This is a genomic window from Helicobacter sp. MIT 01-3238 (genome assembly GCF_003364135.1).
Taxonomy (GTDB): Bacteria; Campylobacterota; Campylobacteria; order Campylobacterales; family Helicobacteraceae; genus Helicobacter_B.
In genome coordinates this window covers 1-16,223 of record NZ_NXLN01000038.1, presented here as the reverse complement: position 1 = coordinate 16,223, position 16,223 = coordinate 1, and the positions used below count along the sequence as shown (strand labels likewise).

General features: G+C 42.3%; 11 protein-coding genes. 6 read left to right on the top strand and 5 right to left on the bottom strand.

Annotated features, from left to right (window positions below; all coding sequences use genetic code 11):
- Positions 1–351 precede the first annotated feature (351 nt).
- The 4 genes from CQA40_RS10175 to CQA40_RS10160 form a co-directional block, all read right to left on the bottom strand.
- Positions 352–1,992 carry a cytochrome-c peroxidase gene (locus CQA40_RS10175; RefSeq protein WP_115520729.1) on the bottom strand — a complete coding sequence of 547 codons (1,641 nt, stop codon included), beginning with the start codon at positions 1,990–1,992 and terminating at the stop codon, positions 352–354.
- Between the two features lie 69 nt (positions 1,993–2,061).
- Complete coding sequence (locus tag CQA40_RS10170) at positions 2,062–4,551, bottom strand: TonB-dependent receptor (RefSeq protein ID WP_115520728.1); 2,490 nt, start codon at positions 4,549–4,551, stop codon at positions 2,062–2,064.
- Positions 4,541–4,792: a hypothetical protein gene (locus tag CQA40_RS10165; RefSeq protein ID WP_115520727.1), complete on the bottom strand. Its 252-nt coding sequence runs from the start codon at positions 4,790–4,792 to the stop codon at positions 4,541–4,543. Before CQA40_RS10165 ends, CQA40_RS10170 begins: the two co-directional genes overlap by 11 nt.
- Before the next feature lie 484 nt (positions 4,793–5,276).
- Positions 5,277–7,304, bottom strand: a complete 2,028-nt coding sequence (locus CQA40_RS10160) for an ABC transporter ATP-binding protein (protein WP_115520726.1) — start codon at positions 7,302–7,304, stop codon at positions 5,277–5,279.
- Positions 7,305–7,506: 202 nt separating this feature from the next.
- Here CQA40_RS10160 and CQA40_RS10155 point away from each other — a divergent pair, with 202 nt between their 5' ends.
- The 5 genes from CQA40_RS10155 to CQA40_RS10135 all read left to right on the top strand — a co-directional run bounded on the left by CQA40_RS10155 (position 7,507) and on the right by CQA40_RS10135 (position 11,519).
- A complete protein-coding gene (locus CQA40_RS10155; protein ID WP_115520725.1) occupies positions 7,507–7,818 on the top strand; it encodes a YkgJ family cysteine cluster protein in 312 nt (103 codons plus the stop codon).
- Between the two features lie 15 nt (positions 7,819–7,833).
- A complete protein-coding gene (locus CQA40_RS10150) occupies positions 7,834–8,853 on the top strand; it encodes a hypothetical protein (RefSeq protein WP_115520724.1) in 1,020 nt (339 codons plus the stop codon).
- A 69-nt stretch (positions 8,854–8,922) separates the two neighbouring features.
- On the top strand, positions 8,923–10,599 hold the full coding sequence (locus CQA40_RS10145; protein WP_115520723.1) for a hypothetical protein: 1,677 nt from the start codon (positions 8,923–8,925) through the stop codon (positions 10,597–10,599).
- 292 nt (positions 10,600–10,891) lie between these two features.
- Positions 10,892–11,236 (top strand): hypothetical protein, encoded by a 345-nt coding sequence (locus CQA40_RS10140; RefSeq protein ID WP_115520722.1) that lies wholly within the window; start codon positions 10,892–10,894, stop codon positions 11,234–11,236.
- The gene (locus tag CQA40_RS10135; RefSeq protein ID WP_115520721.1) at positions 11,226–11,519 is read left to right on the top strand and encodes a type II toxin-antitoxin system RelE/ParE family toxin; all 294 of its coding nucleotides are present in this window, start codon (positions 11,226–11,228) and stop codon (positions 11,517–11,519) included. The genes CQA40_RS10140 and CQA40_RS10135 overlap by 11 nt, the downstream gene beginning before the upstream one ends.
- Before the next feature lie 114 nt (positions 11,520–11,633).
- Here CQA40_RS10135 and CQA40_RS10130 read toward each other — a convergent pair whose 3' ends face one another.
- Complete coding sequence (locus CQA40_RS10130; RefSeq protein WP_115520730.1) at positions 11,634–12,677, bottom strand: ABC transporter permease; 1,044 nt, start codon at positions 12,675–12,677, stop codon at positions 11,634–11,636.
- Between the two features lie 691 nt (positions 12,678–13,368).
- On the opposite strand from CQA40_RS10130, the gene CQA40_RS10125 reads away from it, so the two are divergent.
- Positions 13,369–16,223: hypothetical protein (locus CQA40_RS10125; protein ID WP_147290205.1), on the top strand; the 2,855-nt coding region annotated here is incomplete at its 3' end.

Here is a 16,223-nt window from a genome sequence, read left to right as displayed (position 1 = left end):
AGATGATTGCTTTTTGGCTAGTAGCTCTGTGCTGGCCAAAGCGACAAATACTAGAGTGATAGTGCATAATTTGTAAAAAGACTTTGCTATCTCTGCTCTCATTGCCTTTATTACCTTTCCCCTTTAGCTTTTTAAAGTTGCTTTTTGATTTTTGGGTTTTGCTTTTTTGGATTTGCCCAAATATTTAGCAGATTTGGCAATATTTTAGCACCATAAATAGCAAAATTTACTTATTTTTACGCTTTTTACTTGAATCTTTAGATTTATCCAAAATCTAAATTTTGCACCCTCCCCCTTTGTGTCGCACTATTTTTTGCTATTTTTGCTTATGCTTGGTTTGGCGACTTTTTATCAAAGCGTTAGCAAAAACGCTTCTAGTGCTTCTATCTCCTCTATGCTTAAGTTTAGCTCGCGTATAAGTGGGTCTAGCTTGGGTGCGAGTGTATCTGTGCTTGTATCATAGCCGATAGAAAATCGCTTCGTATCAGAAAAAGGAAATGCCGCGTCATAGAGGTGGATAAGCCCGACTAGATTTGGCGAGATTCCATTATGCAGATAGGGTGCGCTTTTGCCGACATTGATAAGGCTTGGCGTGCGAAACTTCCCAGAATCGCTAGGATTTTTGCTTACCTCATATCGCCCCAAATCCTGCAAACCTCGTCCATAAAATGCCACACCGATATTGTGAAACTTTTTATCGCTTAGGATTGCGCCGTAGTGGCAGTTCATACACTCGCCCTTGTTGCGAAACACATCTAGCCCGAAAAGCTCTTTATCACTCAAAATGCTATACTCGCCTTTTAGGAAGCGATTAAACCGCGTGTTTTGTGGGACTAGCGTGCGCTCATAAGTAGCGATAGCTTTTGTGATATTTTCTATGGTGATTAGCTTTTTTGCTTTGACTATCTCGCTTTTTGGCAGGGGGTTTGTAGTAGCGGAGGCTTGCTTTGCTTGCGTGTTTTTTGGTAGCGTGTCTTTTAGCAGTGTGTGAAATGCTTTGTTGCCAAAAACCGCGCTTGCTTGGGATTTGACTTCCTCGCGCTTAAGCGGTGGGAGGGAAGATAGCTTGCTATGTGTGTCATCTGCGCTTTTTGGCATTTGCTTGCCTTGTTTTGTCGTCTTTGGCATTGCTTGGGTGGAGTCTTTTTTAGGTGTGCTAGAATCTTTTGTAAGCACACCAGAATCTAGGCTAGGTTTTAAGCTAGATTTTGCGAAATCTAGCTTATCAAATCCGCCTTTGTCAAAATCCTTACCAAAATCCTCTTGCAAATGCTCCCTTACAAAGATTTCATACTCCTCGCCCATAGCTTGCCTAAAGACTTGCGGATAGTGCTTTGCCCATAGCTTTTTGCTCTCATCATCGCCAAATGCAGCTACAAATAGTGCGTAGTATTCTTGTGCTTTTTGTATGGATTTTGTGGCGTTTTGTGTGGTGTTTGCCATTTCCACAGGGTCGCTTAATGGCAGTATGACTTGGGCTTCTAGCCCTTGCGCTCTGCCGTCCCAAAACAGCAGTGGGAAAAACCCGCTCATCTGTATGTTTGGTGCATTTCTGCGTCCTACTTGTCCATCGTGTCCATAAGAGTTGGGAAGTCCATCGCCAAAGCCTAGCTCTTTGTGATGACAGCTAGCGCAAGAGAACTGCCCGCTTTTTGATAATCTTGTGTCGTTAAATAGCTTCTCGCCTAGATTTTTTTTGGCATTGGAGTAGGGATTGTCCGCAGGAAATGGCGCGTGAAGTGGCAGGGGGGCAAACTCCTCCCACTCATCTAGCACACTTTTATCTAGTGTGGGCTTGCTCCATTGGCTGATAGGCTTTGCATAAGCTAGGCGATATTTGGCTAGATTTCCTTTAGCATTGCCCTGCATAGTGAGGGCAAGCACACCTAGCCCAAGTGCTATGCAGGATAGTTTGACTAGTGTGCTGTGCTTAATTCTTTGTGCTAGATTTTGTGTGAGATTGCTTAGAAACTTTAGTGCGGACTTTTTCATTTGCTCTCCTTTTTGTTGTTGTTTTGTTGCTGTGATTTTGTGGCATTAGCTTGATTATAAAAGCAGTGGCTAAAACTTATACCCCACTTGTGTCCAAAACTGCCTGCCAAGAGAGTATCCTAGCACGGCTGCATTGCTAGGCACGCCATAGAGTAGCACGCCATCTTCGCCACTTAGCGTTACTAGATTTTTGCTATTCAAGACATTGTAAATATCAAAATTCACATATAGTGTCTGCCCTTTGTATAAATCTACTTCAAGCCCTAGCCTCATATCCCAATTAAATATATTTCCAAGTGTTTTATCACTAAAGTGGTAGCACCCATTTGTATTAGTAGCACTGCAAGTGCCTGCGCTTAATCTATCTAGCACGATTCTTTGATACTTCCCACGCCAGCTAAAAAAGTTATTCCACAGCCATTTTGTGCGAGATATGCTAAGCGTATGCGTGGTGCTAAGTTTTAGCGTTATTGGTTGATTATACTTTTGAGCAGGCATATTCTCATAAGTGGTAAAAACGCCGTTATATACGATATTATCACCCAAATCATAGTCCGCGCTGTGAGTGTTGAAATTGCGCTTAGTGTTGTTCCAATCAAGTGCAAAAAGGTAAAAATGCTTTACTCCCCAAGTGAGCAAAGGCGTAGTGTTTTGCAATATAAAGCTGATAATATCGCTTTTGCTTGCCCCGTCATTTCCCCACATATAAGTGCTTCCCCAATACTCACTCGTGCTAGCAAGCGAAGAAGTGGTGATTTGGTTTTTGCCCTCTCTGTGAATGTATTTAAACCTAACGCTAAAGATTCCTAGATTTTGGTTTATGCCACCCATTAGCTCATCATCATAAGGCACTTCCAAATCACGCAATCTATTGCCCGTTTTTACAACTCCATTGCTAATAGTGGCATAATTTAAGCCGTTGTTGCAGCTTGGCGTGCTAGAGCCTAGCTCTATCCAAGCGTCATTGACAGCGCAACGATAATACGCTCTGCGATTGTTTAGTGCGTCTGAATAAAATCTATACGCAAGTAAATTGCGCGAATAGTAGCGATTAGCCCCAAATGTGAGGGTGCTTTGCCACTCCTTTTGTGCGGGTGTAGCGTAGCTAAGTGAAAATCTAGGTGCGAGTTTGTGCTTGCTCATATAGTTGTCCCCATCAAGCCTTAAGCCAAATCTCGCCTTTATCTCTCCTCCTCTACCAAAATCAAAGCTCATATCATCTTCTGCATAGATTCCATAAGTGAAAGTATCAAAGCTAGTTTTACCCGCTTTGATAATCCCCATCGTGTGATAAAACTGCGTAGCATTTGCCGAGATAAAGCCAAAGCTATCAGGTAAGCCATTCCACGAAGAGCCTACGGGAATAGCTTGTGGTGTGCCTCCATAAATATACATATAAGAATCTTGTATTCTATTTCTTGTGGCGTCTTGGTAGATTAGTTCTAAGCCTGTGGAAAAGTTTTGGGTAAAGATTTTTAGCGTAAGTGGAGAAAAAGAAAATTCTGTTTTTAGATTGATATTGTTTTGTGTTTGTTTTACCGAGCCGTATTGTCCCTCACTGCCATTTATCATCGTGTAGTAGTTTGCATCACTAAGCCTAGAATTTTCTAGCCTAGAGTAGCTAAGTGTGTTGCTCCATAGCCCGATATTTGTTTGATACAAGGCTTTTAGTCCGCTTTGGATTCCGCCCTGCCTCATCGTGTAGCGAGAATTTTTAAAATTTGGTGTGAAGTAGGTATTATCCTGTGGCATAAAGCCAAAGCTATATTCTAGTGTGAGATTTTGTGTGGGGTTGTAGTTTAGCTTGAAGTAGTAGTTATCACTTATGCGTTTTTGGTCTTGCTTTTGCTCGCTCGTGCCGTTGCTATAACTTTGAAGTGGGATAATCGAGCGCACGGTAGAGTAGCTAGCGATTAGTCCTAGATTTTTGGTTATATATCCCTCCAAACTTGCTCTCACAAGGTGTTTGTAAAAATTTGGTTGATAGTTTTCGTTGCTTGAACTTCCTAGCTCGGCTAACGCGCTAGATTTTAGCTCATAATATTTTGTCATCGCGCTTGAAGTATAAGCCCAAGATAGATTTGCGTGCCAACCTTTTGTGATTCCTTTGTCTGTGCGGGGTTTGCGGATATTTGCCTCCACCACCCCACCGCTAAACCTACCATAAGCAGCACTTACATTGCTATCTAGCACTTGGATAGATTCTAGCAGGCTTGTATCGACATTTAGCCCTTGAGAGAGTGCGCTTCTTTGTCTAGGTTGTGTATTGGAGCTTGAGCCTGCGGGGTCTATGTCATTATTTATCTCAAATCCGTCTAGCAAAAAATTGTTTTGATAGGGTAGTCCGCCACTTATAGAAAGATTTGCAGGGCTAATCTCACCGGGAGTTTTTGAAGTGCTAGAAGCACTATTGCTTTGGATATTTGGCAGGACTTTTAGCGCGGAGACTATATCGCCATTTCCGCTAGGGGCAGACTCTAGCATTCTCCTATCGACTTTGCCCGCACTTGAGTTGTAGTCTCTCTCTTTGTAACCGTGCACTATGACTTTATCTAGCACTTTTTCTTCTATGTGAGTGGGCTGGTAAGGATTGTATCTGTGGGGGGGGGGGGATAAAAGAATCTACTTTGAGAGAATCTGCATCGGGAGTGGTAGCTGAAATGGTGGCAACAAATGAAGTGCAAAAAATCGCGCTAAAAATGCTAGCACTAAATAATTTGCAAAATGTTTTACTAGAATTTTTAGGATTTTGTGGGCAGTTTTTGGAAGCATTTTGTAAGGATTGTAGTGGTTTCATCATACAAACTCCTAGTTTTTATTGTGAGAAGCACAACCGAAATGATACTCCATTTTCACAAAAATATCGTGCAAATTTAAGAATGTTATCATTCTTAAAATATTTCATATAGTGAGAATTACTCAAACAAGCATAGATAAGGATATTTGCAGAATGTGTGGATTTTTATTTTTGTGATTTTTGGCAAAATTTGCGTTGATTTTTGTCGCTTTTGGCGGGTGATTTTGGCTTATTTTGTTTGTGCTTGATTTACTTTTGGGCTAGAAAACTCTAATATCGCTATGAAAAAATCTGCTTAAAATCAAAAATCTTGTAATGCTTTTTGCATAAGCGGATTTCATAGCAACTTTTCACAGCAAAATTCAAATGACAGATTTTAAGGGCAAATCTCAATAATAGATTTTGTAGCAAGTTTTGTAACGCAGGTTTGAGGGCAAATTTTTAGATTTTTATGGTGCGGATTTCACGGCGAGATTTGATAGTGGATTTATAGCTGGGCTTGCAAAAGGGACTTTGTGTATGTGTGCTTTGGGTGGGCAAACACCTCATCTACCCTCCCACTTTCTATGACTACTCCGCCCATAGCCACGACACTTTTTGCGCTACTTTGCGCTTGGCTAGTCTCGCGATTTCTATCCACACTACTTCTATCTGCGCTACTTTTTGCCACGCCATTATCAAGGCTATTTTGGCTAGATTCTAGCACTTTGCTTAAATCAGCTAGCACGATGACACTATGGCACATAGCCTCTATCACAGCCAAATCGTGGCTTATAAATATATAGCTAAGCCCTAGAGTTTTTTGTAGCTCCAAAAGTAGCTCCAAAATCTCTTTTTGCGCGCTTTTATCAAGCGCACTTGTAGGCTCATCTAGCAGCAAAATCTTTGGATTTTTTGCAAGTGCGCGTGCGATACACACACGCTGTGCTTGCCCCCCGCTAAGGCTCTCTGGATAGCGATAGAGAAAGCTAGGGCTAAGCCCCACGCTTTTTAGTAGCTCTGTGATTTTTGCTAGCTTTGCACTTTTGGCTTGCTCTTTGTCCGCGCTTCCTTTGCTAACACTTTTTGGCAAATCCTCTAGTGCCTCTAGCAAAATCTCAAACACGCAAAATCTAGGATTTAGCGCACTTAGGGCGTCTTGGAAAACGATTTGGACGCATTGTGTGAAGTGCTTATCTCGCTTTTTGGGAGGCAAAATCTGTGCGCTGACATTTGACATATTTAACGCGCTTGTCGCGTTTGCTGTGCTTGGCAAATTCGCCGTGCTTGCCACGCTCGGTGTGCTTGTCTCGTTTGTCGCACTAGATTTACCAAGCGATGATTTTAGTGCGATTTCGCCACTATGCTCTATCAGCCCCAAAATCCCTAGCGCAAGGCTAGATTTCCCACTTCCGCTCTCCCCTATCACGCCCAAGCACTCGCCACTATGCAACACCAAATCCACCCCGCGTAATGCCTGCGTAGAGCTTTTGCGCGAAAAAAACGACTTTTTCTCATAGCTTATGCCTACCCCTCGCAGTGTCAGTATCTGCTCTGCGCTCGGTGTGTGCGTATTTCTCGGCAAATGCAGGGATTCTAGTAGTAGCTCGGTGTAGGCGTGGTTTTGGTGCGGGTTTTGATTTTTGCTTGGATTTTGGCTAGCTAGATTTTGATTAGTCGCTAGATTTTGTGAGTGTGCTTCATTTTTTGTATTTTTTGCTACCATATTTTGCACTGTGCTTTGTCGCAGATTTTTGCGAGCTACATTTTTCATTATCTCATTGATTTTGCCTTTTTGCACGATTTGCCCATCTTTCATTACGATTAGATTCTCCACACAATGCCTCATCACACCCCAATCGTGGCTAATCATCACTAGCCCCACCTCACTAAATCCCAAAAGCAAGTCCAAAATCTGCCTCTGCAAGCTCGCATCTAGCGCGGTGGTAGGCTCATCACAGATAAGCACCTTTGGTCGTAGCACGCTCATCATAGCGATTAGCGCACGCTGTCTTTGCCCCCCGCTTAGCTCGTGTGGGAAGCGGGACTTTAGCTGCTTTGGTAGCCCCACTTTGTGGAGTGCTTCATCTATGAGGGTTTCGCGCTCTTTTGCGGATTTGGCATACTCTTTGTGTATGGCAAACATTTCGCCAATCTGCTTTTGTATCGTGTGTAGGGGGTTTAGCGCGTTTAGGGGGGATTGGGGGATATAGGCTATGTGTCGCCCTCTCAAGTGTGGCAAGTCTTTGGCATAGCTTGATTGCGCGATGTTAGTTGCAGGATTGGTTACGGGATTATTTGCGGTGCTAGTCGCTTTTGTCCCGCGCAAATCGCCTAAAATCACGCGATTTTCAAATAGGATTTCCCCGCTTAGCTTACTAGGAGTGGCTAGCCCTAGTATGACTTGAGATAGCAGGCTTTTGCCACTGCCTGACTCGCCAAGTATCCCTAGTCGCTCTCTATGGGCTAGAGAGAAGCTAATATTTTTTAGCGCAAACTCGCCAAAAGAGGCGTTTAGATTTTTCACTTGTAGCATTTGTGTCCTGTGTTTTGGGAGATTTTGGGGAGTGTAGTTTTATCTCTTAGATAAATTTTGTATCTTAGCACAGAACTAGCACTCAAAAGAAAATCTATTTACTATTTATTCAGGGGGGGGGATAGGATAAGAAATCCAAATGTCTTGTCAATGAAAAATATGATGTTTGGGAGATACATTGATTTAGGATTTGGGAGGTGCGGTGGATAAGAAAAATGATTTAGGCAAATCTTTTAATTGCACGAAATGTGGCGCGTGTTGTCAAAATATCGCGCATATTGCGGAATTGAGAGATTGTGATAAAGGCAATGGGGTGTGTAAGCATTTGGATTTAGGCACAAAAGAGTGCAAAATCTATGCGAATCGCCCCACAATATGCAGGGTAGATGAAATGTTTGAGAAATATTTTTCAAGCATTTATTCTAAGGGCGCGTTTTATAGGCTAAATGCCGAATGTTGCAATATTTTGCAAGAAAAGTTAGGCATTGATGAGAGTTTTAGAATGAAAATTTAAAAAAAGGAGTAAAAAATGGCAATACCATTGATACCTGTATTAGCAGGGCTTGCCGCAGTTGGCAGTGCTGCATTTGCAGCGAAAAAGGGATATGACGCATATCAAGACACAAAAGATGCAAAATATTGGCACGAGATAGCCAAAGAGGAATACGAATCAAGCGAGCGCACATATAAGAGGTGCAAAGGAATGGCAGAGGAAGTTTTTGCCGAGTTTGGAGAGCTTAAAAAATCTGTGATAACAGAAACTTTCCCGCGATATTTTAAACTTTTAGACAAACTAAATCTTAGCAAGCAAAATGATTTGGGTGAGGTTTTTCAAGGACTGGATTTGAAAGCCTTGCAAGAATCTAGGCAAAAAATCACAGATTTAGAAATTGCACTAGGGGGATTCGTAGGTGGTGGAGTAGCTGGGGCTATGGCTGGATTTGGCGCGTATGGTGCGGTGGGCTTATTAGCTAGTGCCTCCACAGGCACAGCGATAAGCGCACTTAGTGGAGTAGCTGCGACAAATGCAACTTTGGCTTGGCTAGGTGGTGGCTCTTTGGCTGCTGGTGGCTTGGGTATGGCTGGCGGGACTGCTGTGCTTGGTGGTATAGTGGCTGCACCTGTCATCGCAGTAGCCACGCTAGTGTGGGCAAAATCTGCAGAGAGCAACAAATATGATGCGATGAGCTACCATAGCGCGGTTGAAGCAATTTGTGAAAGTATAAATGCTGAAAGATTGCTTTGGGTGCAAATAGATGATAGGGCAAATGAAAGCAAAGTCTCATTGAGTAAGATTGATAAATCTTTTGGCGAAGCAATGTATCTGGTGGAAAATATCTACAAAAGCAAAGGCGATGATGTAGCAAAATGGAGCAAAGATGAGCAAGAAAGCGTTAAAGATATGATTCAACTTGCGGAAACAACGCAAACTATCATAAACGCGCCCATTTTGTTTGATGATGACCCGATAACCAAAGATATTATCAAACACAAAAAGAAAACCAAAGAGCTAATGGACGAATTAGAAGCAAAATTTGGTGAAAAGTAGCTAAGCCAAAGTAATCAAGGGCATACAAACGCCCTTGATTCAAGCAAAAAAACAAAAAGGAGAGGAAAAATGTCAGCAACATTACAATATGAGGGAATCATAAAAGAGATTACCGATGAGATAGGGACGCAAACTTTGGCGAGATTTGGGCTAAATATTTTTAGTCTAAATACTTATGAGGCTTATGGCGCTAGTGTGAAAACGAGCAATGAATCTATGCGCGTGTATAATCAGCATAAAAACAATCCACAAGCCTTTGGGCAGTATTTTGAGGAACTAGATATTGGTGTGTCAAATATAAAAAGTGCGCTTTTGGATAATGGAGAGAAAACCTATACTACCGATACGCTTTTTGAGATTCAAAAAGCACAAAACCTACAAAAAAGTAGTAAAAAAATCGAAAGCCTAAACCCAAAAGATAAGGCAAAATTTGAATTTATAATGGCAAATTATGGCGATGAAGTCAAAAATATGGACTTTAACTCGCCTGATATACAAGCACTTATCCAAAGCGACACGCGAGAAGGCAAAGGCAAATCGCTTAAAAACCACACAAATACCGACACCGTAACTATTGATAGCAAAGGCAATATCATCAAAAAAGAGCAATTAAAGGTAATTCAAAATACAAATGATTTGCTAAATGATAAATATTTGGAGAATAACGATTCGCTAAAATGCCCCATTGATGACTACAAAAAGCATAAAGAAAATTTAAAAAAGATGATAGAAAATCCAAAAGATGAGCAACAAAAAGCAAAAGCACAAAAAGCACTAGAAATGCTAGAAGCAAATAATGTAGCAAATCGCCTAATATGTGAAAATCCACGCACAACTGCCTTTATCGCTCAAGGCGCAGTAGCTGGAGGACATATTGCTCAAGCTGGATTATCAGATGCGGTAGTGGTAGCACTTAGCACACTAGCAAATGGCGCAGTATATGAAATCAAAGACGCTTTGAGTGGCGACTCTAGCGTCAGTATAGAAACGAGAATCAAAAGGCTAATAAATGCCGTGATACAAAAGCTAAAAGGCGCGTTTGTGCGTGGTGGTGGATTTGGAGCAATCGATGTAATCGTGGGGATTTTGGGACTAATCTTTAAATCGATTGCTGGGAAACTAAAGCTAATTTGGTCAAAGCTACGAAGTGCCGCAAAATCCATATATAACGCCATATATGACTATATCACAGGCAAAACTGCTAATTTCCAAGAATGCCTAAAAGTTATAATAAAGGGCTTATTTTCTGCTGCCGTTGTCGTAAGCATAGTAGGACTTGAGACAAAACTTGAGGCGCAATTAAGCGCGATTATCACACCATTTATCGCTTCTTTTGTAGCACCTACGCTAAGTATCATCATCGGCTCTCTCGCTGTGGTGGCAATGTGTAGGAGTATAGATTTTGGGCTTGATACGCTATTTGGCGTCTTTGCCCAAGCAGAGATAAGCAAAAAGCGATATGAGGAAATAGAAGCACTTTGTCAAAAAATGCTACCGCAAATCATAGCAGATAGAGAGTTTTTAGAAAAGAAAATTAGGCAAACACACTATGAGCGAGTGCTAAGATTTGATATGTCCTTTAATGGCTACAAAGAGGCACTGCAAAGCAAAGATAATGAAAAAAGTTTTGAATACCTTAATGAAATCTGCAAACTCTATGGTGGCAAACTACAATGCAAAACTTTAGATGACGCAAGAAAAATCGTGCAACGCGGCAGTGGAGTGCTAAAATGGAGCAATGAATAAAGTGGTGGTGGGGGAACTTAAGTAAATATAAAGAGTTTGTGGCTAGCAAAATCTAAAACACAAAGCAAATTATGCTTTGGCTTGCTTGGAGTGGTGTCTAAAATACTTAAAAAGATTTCCGCTTAATCTTCTGCCACAGATACACTACAATGAGATTTGTAGCATTTGTGTAGAATTATGTAGCCTTGCATTGTAGAGCGATAGATAGCCCAAAGCAAGATAAGGGATTTTGTTTTTTGTGCTACAATTCCTCCCAAAGTCTACTCCAACCCACAATCCAAAAGGAGCAAGTATGACAAAGGCTAAGCAAGCCACCACCATAGCTAGCGCGGGTATTGATTATGACAAATACAGCAATATGACGACAAGTCAGCTACTAAACTCTCTAGAATCCGCCAAAAAAAAGCGCGTAAAATTCCAAACCCAAGCAAACAATGCAAATGCACTTATTGATTTTCTAACCGACAAAATAAGAGATAGCCTAAAAAAGCCAAAATATGATTTTGTGCCTTATGAGAAGTCTGGCTTGCCAGAGCTAGCAAAAAAGGTAAAAAAGCAGTTCACACCCAAAGAGCTAGCACGGCTAAGAGAAGAGCTAAAAAGCGAAATCAGCGCAGATTATGGCGATGAGTTCTAAGGTAGTTATCGATAAAAATCCTGCCAAGTTTTTGCACAAGCTAGCCAAGTCAGCACCGCAGGCTTTTATCAAAATCGATGATTTTTTGAGTAAAGATTTACCAAATGCAAAAAACCCTTGCACTCTCCCTAATGCAAAGCGTTTGATAGGCTTTAGCGATAGTCGCTATCGGTGGCGACTAGGAGAATACCGCATAATCGGCATTGTAGAAAATGGCGAGTTTTATATCATACAAATCATAAAAATAGCAAAAAGAGATGAGAAAACTTATAAGGGGTTGTGATGGATTTGAGAACTTTTAGGGATTTATGCGGGGTTGTGGGGAATTTTTGAGGGAATTTTTATGGTTCTTTAAAGTTAGCGTGTTTAAAGATTTTTGGGAGATTTTAGCTAACTTTTATGATTTCTCTTTGATTCTCGGGTCAAACGCATCTCGCACGCCCTCGCCGATAAAGACAAGCACACATAGTAGCACTCCCACACCGACAAACCCGCTTATAGCGAGGTGTGGGGAGGTGAGGTTGTTTTTGGCTTGCTCGATTATTTCGCCTAGAGATGGGCTTCCCACAGGCATACCAAACCCCAAAAAATCAAGCGTAACCAAAGTGCTGATACTCCCCGCCATAATAAAAGGAATGTAGGTTATCGTAGCCACCATAGCGTTTGGTAGCAGGTGGCGAAATATAATCCTTACATTGCTTAGCCCCAAAGCCCTAGCAGCTTTGACATACTCCATATTTCTAGCCTTTAAGAACTCCGCGCGAACCACACCCACGAGGCTTATCCAGCTAAATGCAAGCACGATAGCCAAAATCCACCAAAAGCTAGGCACGATAAAGCTAGATAAAATGATTAGCAAAAATAGAATCGGCACGCTAGAGTATATCTCTATGCCCCTCTGCCCTAGCAAACCCACAAGCCCGCCATAATACCCGCAAGCCCCGCCCACACTCACGCCGATGATGACGCAAAACACGCTTAGCACTAGCCCAAATGCTATGGAGATAGCAAGCCCATAAATCAGCCTAGAAGCGACATCTCTAGCTTGGTCATCGCTCCCTAGCAGGTGCTTAGAGTCAGGTGGCGTGGGCGAGTTGGTATCCAAATCCAAAATAATCGTATCATAAGAATAAGGGATAAGAGGCTTTAGCACAAAGCTATCTTTTAGCAGCTCCTTGACAAATGGGTCATTGTAGTCTGGCTCACTCTCAAAGTCCCCTCCAAACGCACTCTCTGGGTAGAAAGCAAAAAGCGGGAAGTAAAATGAGTGATTGTGATAGATGAGGATTGGCTTGTGATTGGCTATGAGGGGAGCAAAGACAGACACGAAGCAAAGAAAGCCAAAAATATATAGCGAGATAAGCGCGCGCTTATTGCGCTTAAAAATCTGCCATTTTTGGCGGGCTAGATTTCGCTTGGTAGAATCTAGGGTGGGTGTGATTGGTGTGGTGGGCTTGGTGGTTTTTGCAAATGGTGTGGCGTGGGTGCGTAGCGTGGCTAGCGTGTTTGGTGTATTTTGCTGGGCAGGGGTGGCAATCGTGGTGGTGGCGGGAGTGCGTGGGGTGGGATTATCATCACTCAAGCAAGTGCTATTGCGTGAATTAGTGCGTGGCGTGGCTAGAGATTTTGTGCTTTTTGATTTCACTGATTTATCCTATCTTTATCCTAGATTTGCTTTTTGTCGTTTTTAAAGCATTTGGCTTTGTTACTTTGTCGCTTTGCTTGATTTTGCATAATCCCGCGTATTTTTCGCATAATTTTACTATGATTTAGAATTTATTTTGTTTTGGATTTGGATTTTATTTAAAAGATTTGGATTGACTTACCAAAGGATTCTAGCTTTCAAAAATCTAGTCAAAATCAGCAAAAAATAAATAAAAATTTAACACATAAGTGCGAAAATCAAATCAAAAAAATTGAAAAAATCAACAAAAACTCACATAAATATATACACAAATCACACAAAATAATGCCACAATACCCGCGCTAAATAGGAAAAATAAGTAAAAATTTCGCGTTTTTTTTTTTTTTGTTTATAATTCAGCTTGACTTAAGGGATATTGATTTATCATTTATTTACTTTAATTTACCTTGTATGTTTTATCCAACCCAAATAGCAAAAAAGGACATAAATGAAAACCGCAAACAAGGAAGCCACAGCGATGAAGTCGTGGCAAAAGTTAGGTGTGGCAATCACACACTCCAATCGTCATTGCGAGATTCCGCGCAAAAGCGTGGAATCGTGGCAAAACAAGCAAAGCGCAGTTTCTTTAGAAAACAAGCAGGGCGAAGTTTCTTTAGTAATCCACAAAACCCTTTGTCATACTGAGCGAAGCGAAGTATCTCAAGTAGAATTAAGTAGAGATATTTCGGTTTCTACGAAACCTCAATATGACAATGTGGGTGGGCATAATGTTAGTTCCCTCTCCCTTGCGGAGGGGGCTAGGGGGTGGGTAAATCCTACCTCCGCTTCTCAAGCAAAGTCAGCAACTGCTGGTAAAAAAAATACCCACCCCCAAACCCCCTCCGCAAGGGAGGGGGCTTTAAGAGAGCCAAACACGGTTACTCTAAGGGATGGGGCTTTTAAAAAGCCAAATACTGTTACTCTTGCTAGACAATATGACACCCCCCACACAAGCGACAAAAAACCACACACCACCCCAACCTCCCGCAAGATAGCCCTATCACTCATCACAGCAAGTGCGCTTGGCAGTGCTAGTCTAGAGCTAGCCATAGCTGGCACTTGCACACAAAAGTACGATGGAAGTCAAAATTATCTGGACTGCACAGGGGACTTCGCCCCACAGGATTTACAAACAGCTATCAATAATAAAAGTATGCTTATCAATCTAGGCCGTGGGGAGAATAACCCTCTTAGCGTGGGTGCTGGCACTGTTACTGCTAGCATAAGTAATAACCTCGTGTTTCGCTCTGTATCTGCGCCAAACACGGATTTTGCTATCACAGGTAGTTCTAATGCAGGATTATTGCTCCCCTACACTCTAGGAAATCACACTGCAAATGCTTCTACGATACGAAGTATAAGTGTGAGTGGCACGATAAACAACCAAAGCTGGGGCTCTGATGCGGTGTATGGAGCTGGTGTGAAAATCGCCTTTGATGTCCACGCAGGGACACAGATAGGGCGCAGAGAGGCAGATGGCACTATCATCGGTGGGATAACGATAAATAGTGGAGCAAGTATCACTTCAGCAGCTATGGCTATCTATGGTGGATATGACGGAGGCACTCGCTCTACTTTTGTCAGCCAAATAACCAATAACGGCTCTATCCAAACGCTAAATTTGGGGTATTATAAATTTAGCGGGGACTATGCTAGCTTGCTAGGAAACTACTTCATAGGTGGTGCTAGTGGCACGATAAACACGCTAAATGTCTATCAGTCTACCCTCACGCTTGATAGCAATGGCAATGAGTGGAGCAAGCACACGATAAATGGAAACACAGGCACGGGAATAAAAAAGAATGGAAATGGCAGGACTGATGAGCATATCGCAGTGGAGGGCACTATCAGCATTCTAGGCACGGTAGGAGAGGGCGCGATACGCATAAACATCGGCGAAGGTGTAACTAGCAGTAGTGAAAAATATGAGTATAAAAACATAATCCTAGATAAATCTGGTGGAAAAGGACAAGGAAAAGTAACCTTTGAGTCCTTGCGAGCAGGGCTAGGCACGAAGCTACATAGAGCAGGAAATGATGGCTTTACTGTAAGTGCTGATGTCAGCACTAGCTATGGCTCATCTATGTGGCGGACACTAAGTCTTAGCTATGCTAGACGGTCTATAATGCTCCAAAACATAATGGACTCTTTGCTAAAGAAAAACTTCCGCTCCTCAAGCTATGACAAAACTTCAGCTAAAGCGCGTGGAGAGATGTTTGAGACAAATAAATTTACAGGGCAAGTGCGATACGCGCCATCTATGCGCAAGCTAGGAAGCACAAGCAGGTATCGCAAAAGGCAAACAAAAGTAGAAGAGAAGTTTCTCCCCTATGATAGCAAAAAAACTCATATCGCGTTTTTTGTGCCTTATGCGGTGAATTCTCTAGCAGATATGGGGATAACAAACGCTACGGAGTGGGCGGGAGGAATCCTTATGGGAGTGCAAAAGGACTTGAAGCAAAAAGGAATCGTAGGGGTATATGCCGCCTATGAATACGCTCATATCACTACCCAAATGCTAGGGGCGACTTCTATCGCCCAGACAAACGCTATCCAAACAGGTGCGACTTATTTCAAGCTTATCCCTATACAAACCAAAAAAAGGCAAGTGCGAGAGGGGTATCTAAAGGCAAACTTGCGCGGTGGCGTGGATATACCTATGCTAAAAGCACAATCCCCACTGCCTCATATACAATTTGAGCTAGAATCTAACTCAAGTGGCTCTACATTCCCGCTTATGTGGAGTATCGGTGGGGAGCTTCGCGGTGGGTGGACATTTTATCAATATAAAAGTGGCGGGTATATAAGCCCAGAGTTTGGCATAAGCTATGATGTGCTAGCCCCGCTAGCGATGAAACTCGCAAAAGCAAAATACGGGCTAGGCGGGAATGAATACTACCCCGAGCAGTATTGGCATTTACCCCAGCTAGGTGCTAGCGTGAAATACTACAAAGTGTGGGGGGAACGATTTAAAACGAGCTTTTTGGGTGGGCTTCGCTACAATATCCTAAACACGCCCACAGGGAGCTTCCGCATCGGTGGCTTGCCGGGCGAGGGCAAAATCTACTTGCCCGCTCTGTATGGCAATCTTGATATGGATTTTGTGTGGATAGTCAAGCGTAATCACGAGCTAAGTCTAGGCTATAATGGAATCTTTTTCTCAAACTTTAACTTCGTAAATGGCGATGATGGGCGAGCTGCCAATAAATTTAACGGAATGAGTAACGCGCTAAATATCAAATACGCGCTGTTTTTGGGCGGGGAGTTTGAGGGGGTTTTTTGTGGGGGGTGTCGGGTTTATTT

Coding starts and splice junctions, on each gene's coding strand:
- CQA40_RS10175 (WP_115520729.1), bottom strand. CDS start 1,992: ATGAAAAAGTCCGCACTAAAGTTTCTAAGCAATCTCACACAAAATCTA.
- CQA40_RS10165 (WP_115520727.1), bottom strand. CDS start 4,792: ATGATGAAACCACTACAATCCTTACAAAATGCTTCCAAAAACTGCCCA.
- CQA40_RS10160 (WP_115520726.1), bottom strand. CDS start 7,304: ATGCTACAAGTGAAAAATCTAAACGCCTCTTTTGGCGAGTTTGCGCTA.
- CQA40_RS10150 (WP_115520724.1), top strand. CDS start 7,834: ATGGCAATACCATTGATACCTGTATTAGCAGGGCTTGCCGCAGTTGGC.
- CQA40_RS10145 (WP_115520723.1), top strand. CDS start 8,923: ATGTCAGCAACATTACAATATGAGGGAATCATAAAAGAGATTACCGAT.
- CQA40_RS10140 (WP_115520722.1), top strand. CDS start 10,892: ATGACAAAGGCTAAGCAAGCCACCACCATAGCTAGCGCGGGTATTGAT.
- CQA40_RS10135 (WP_115520721.1), top strand. CDS start 11,226: ATGAGTTCTAAGGTAGTTATCGATAAAAATCCTGCCAAGTTTTTGCAC.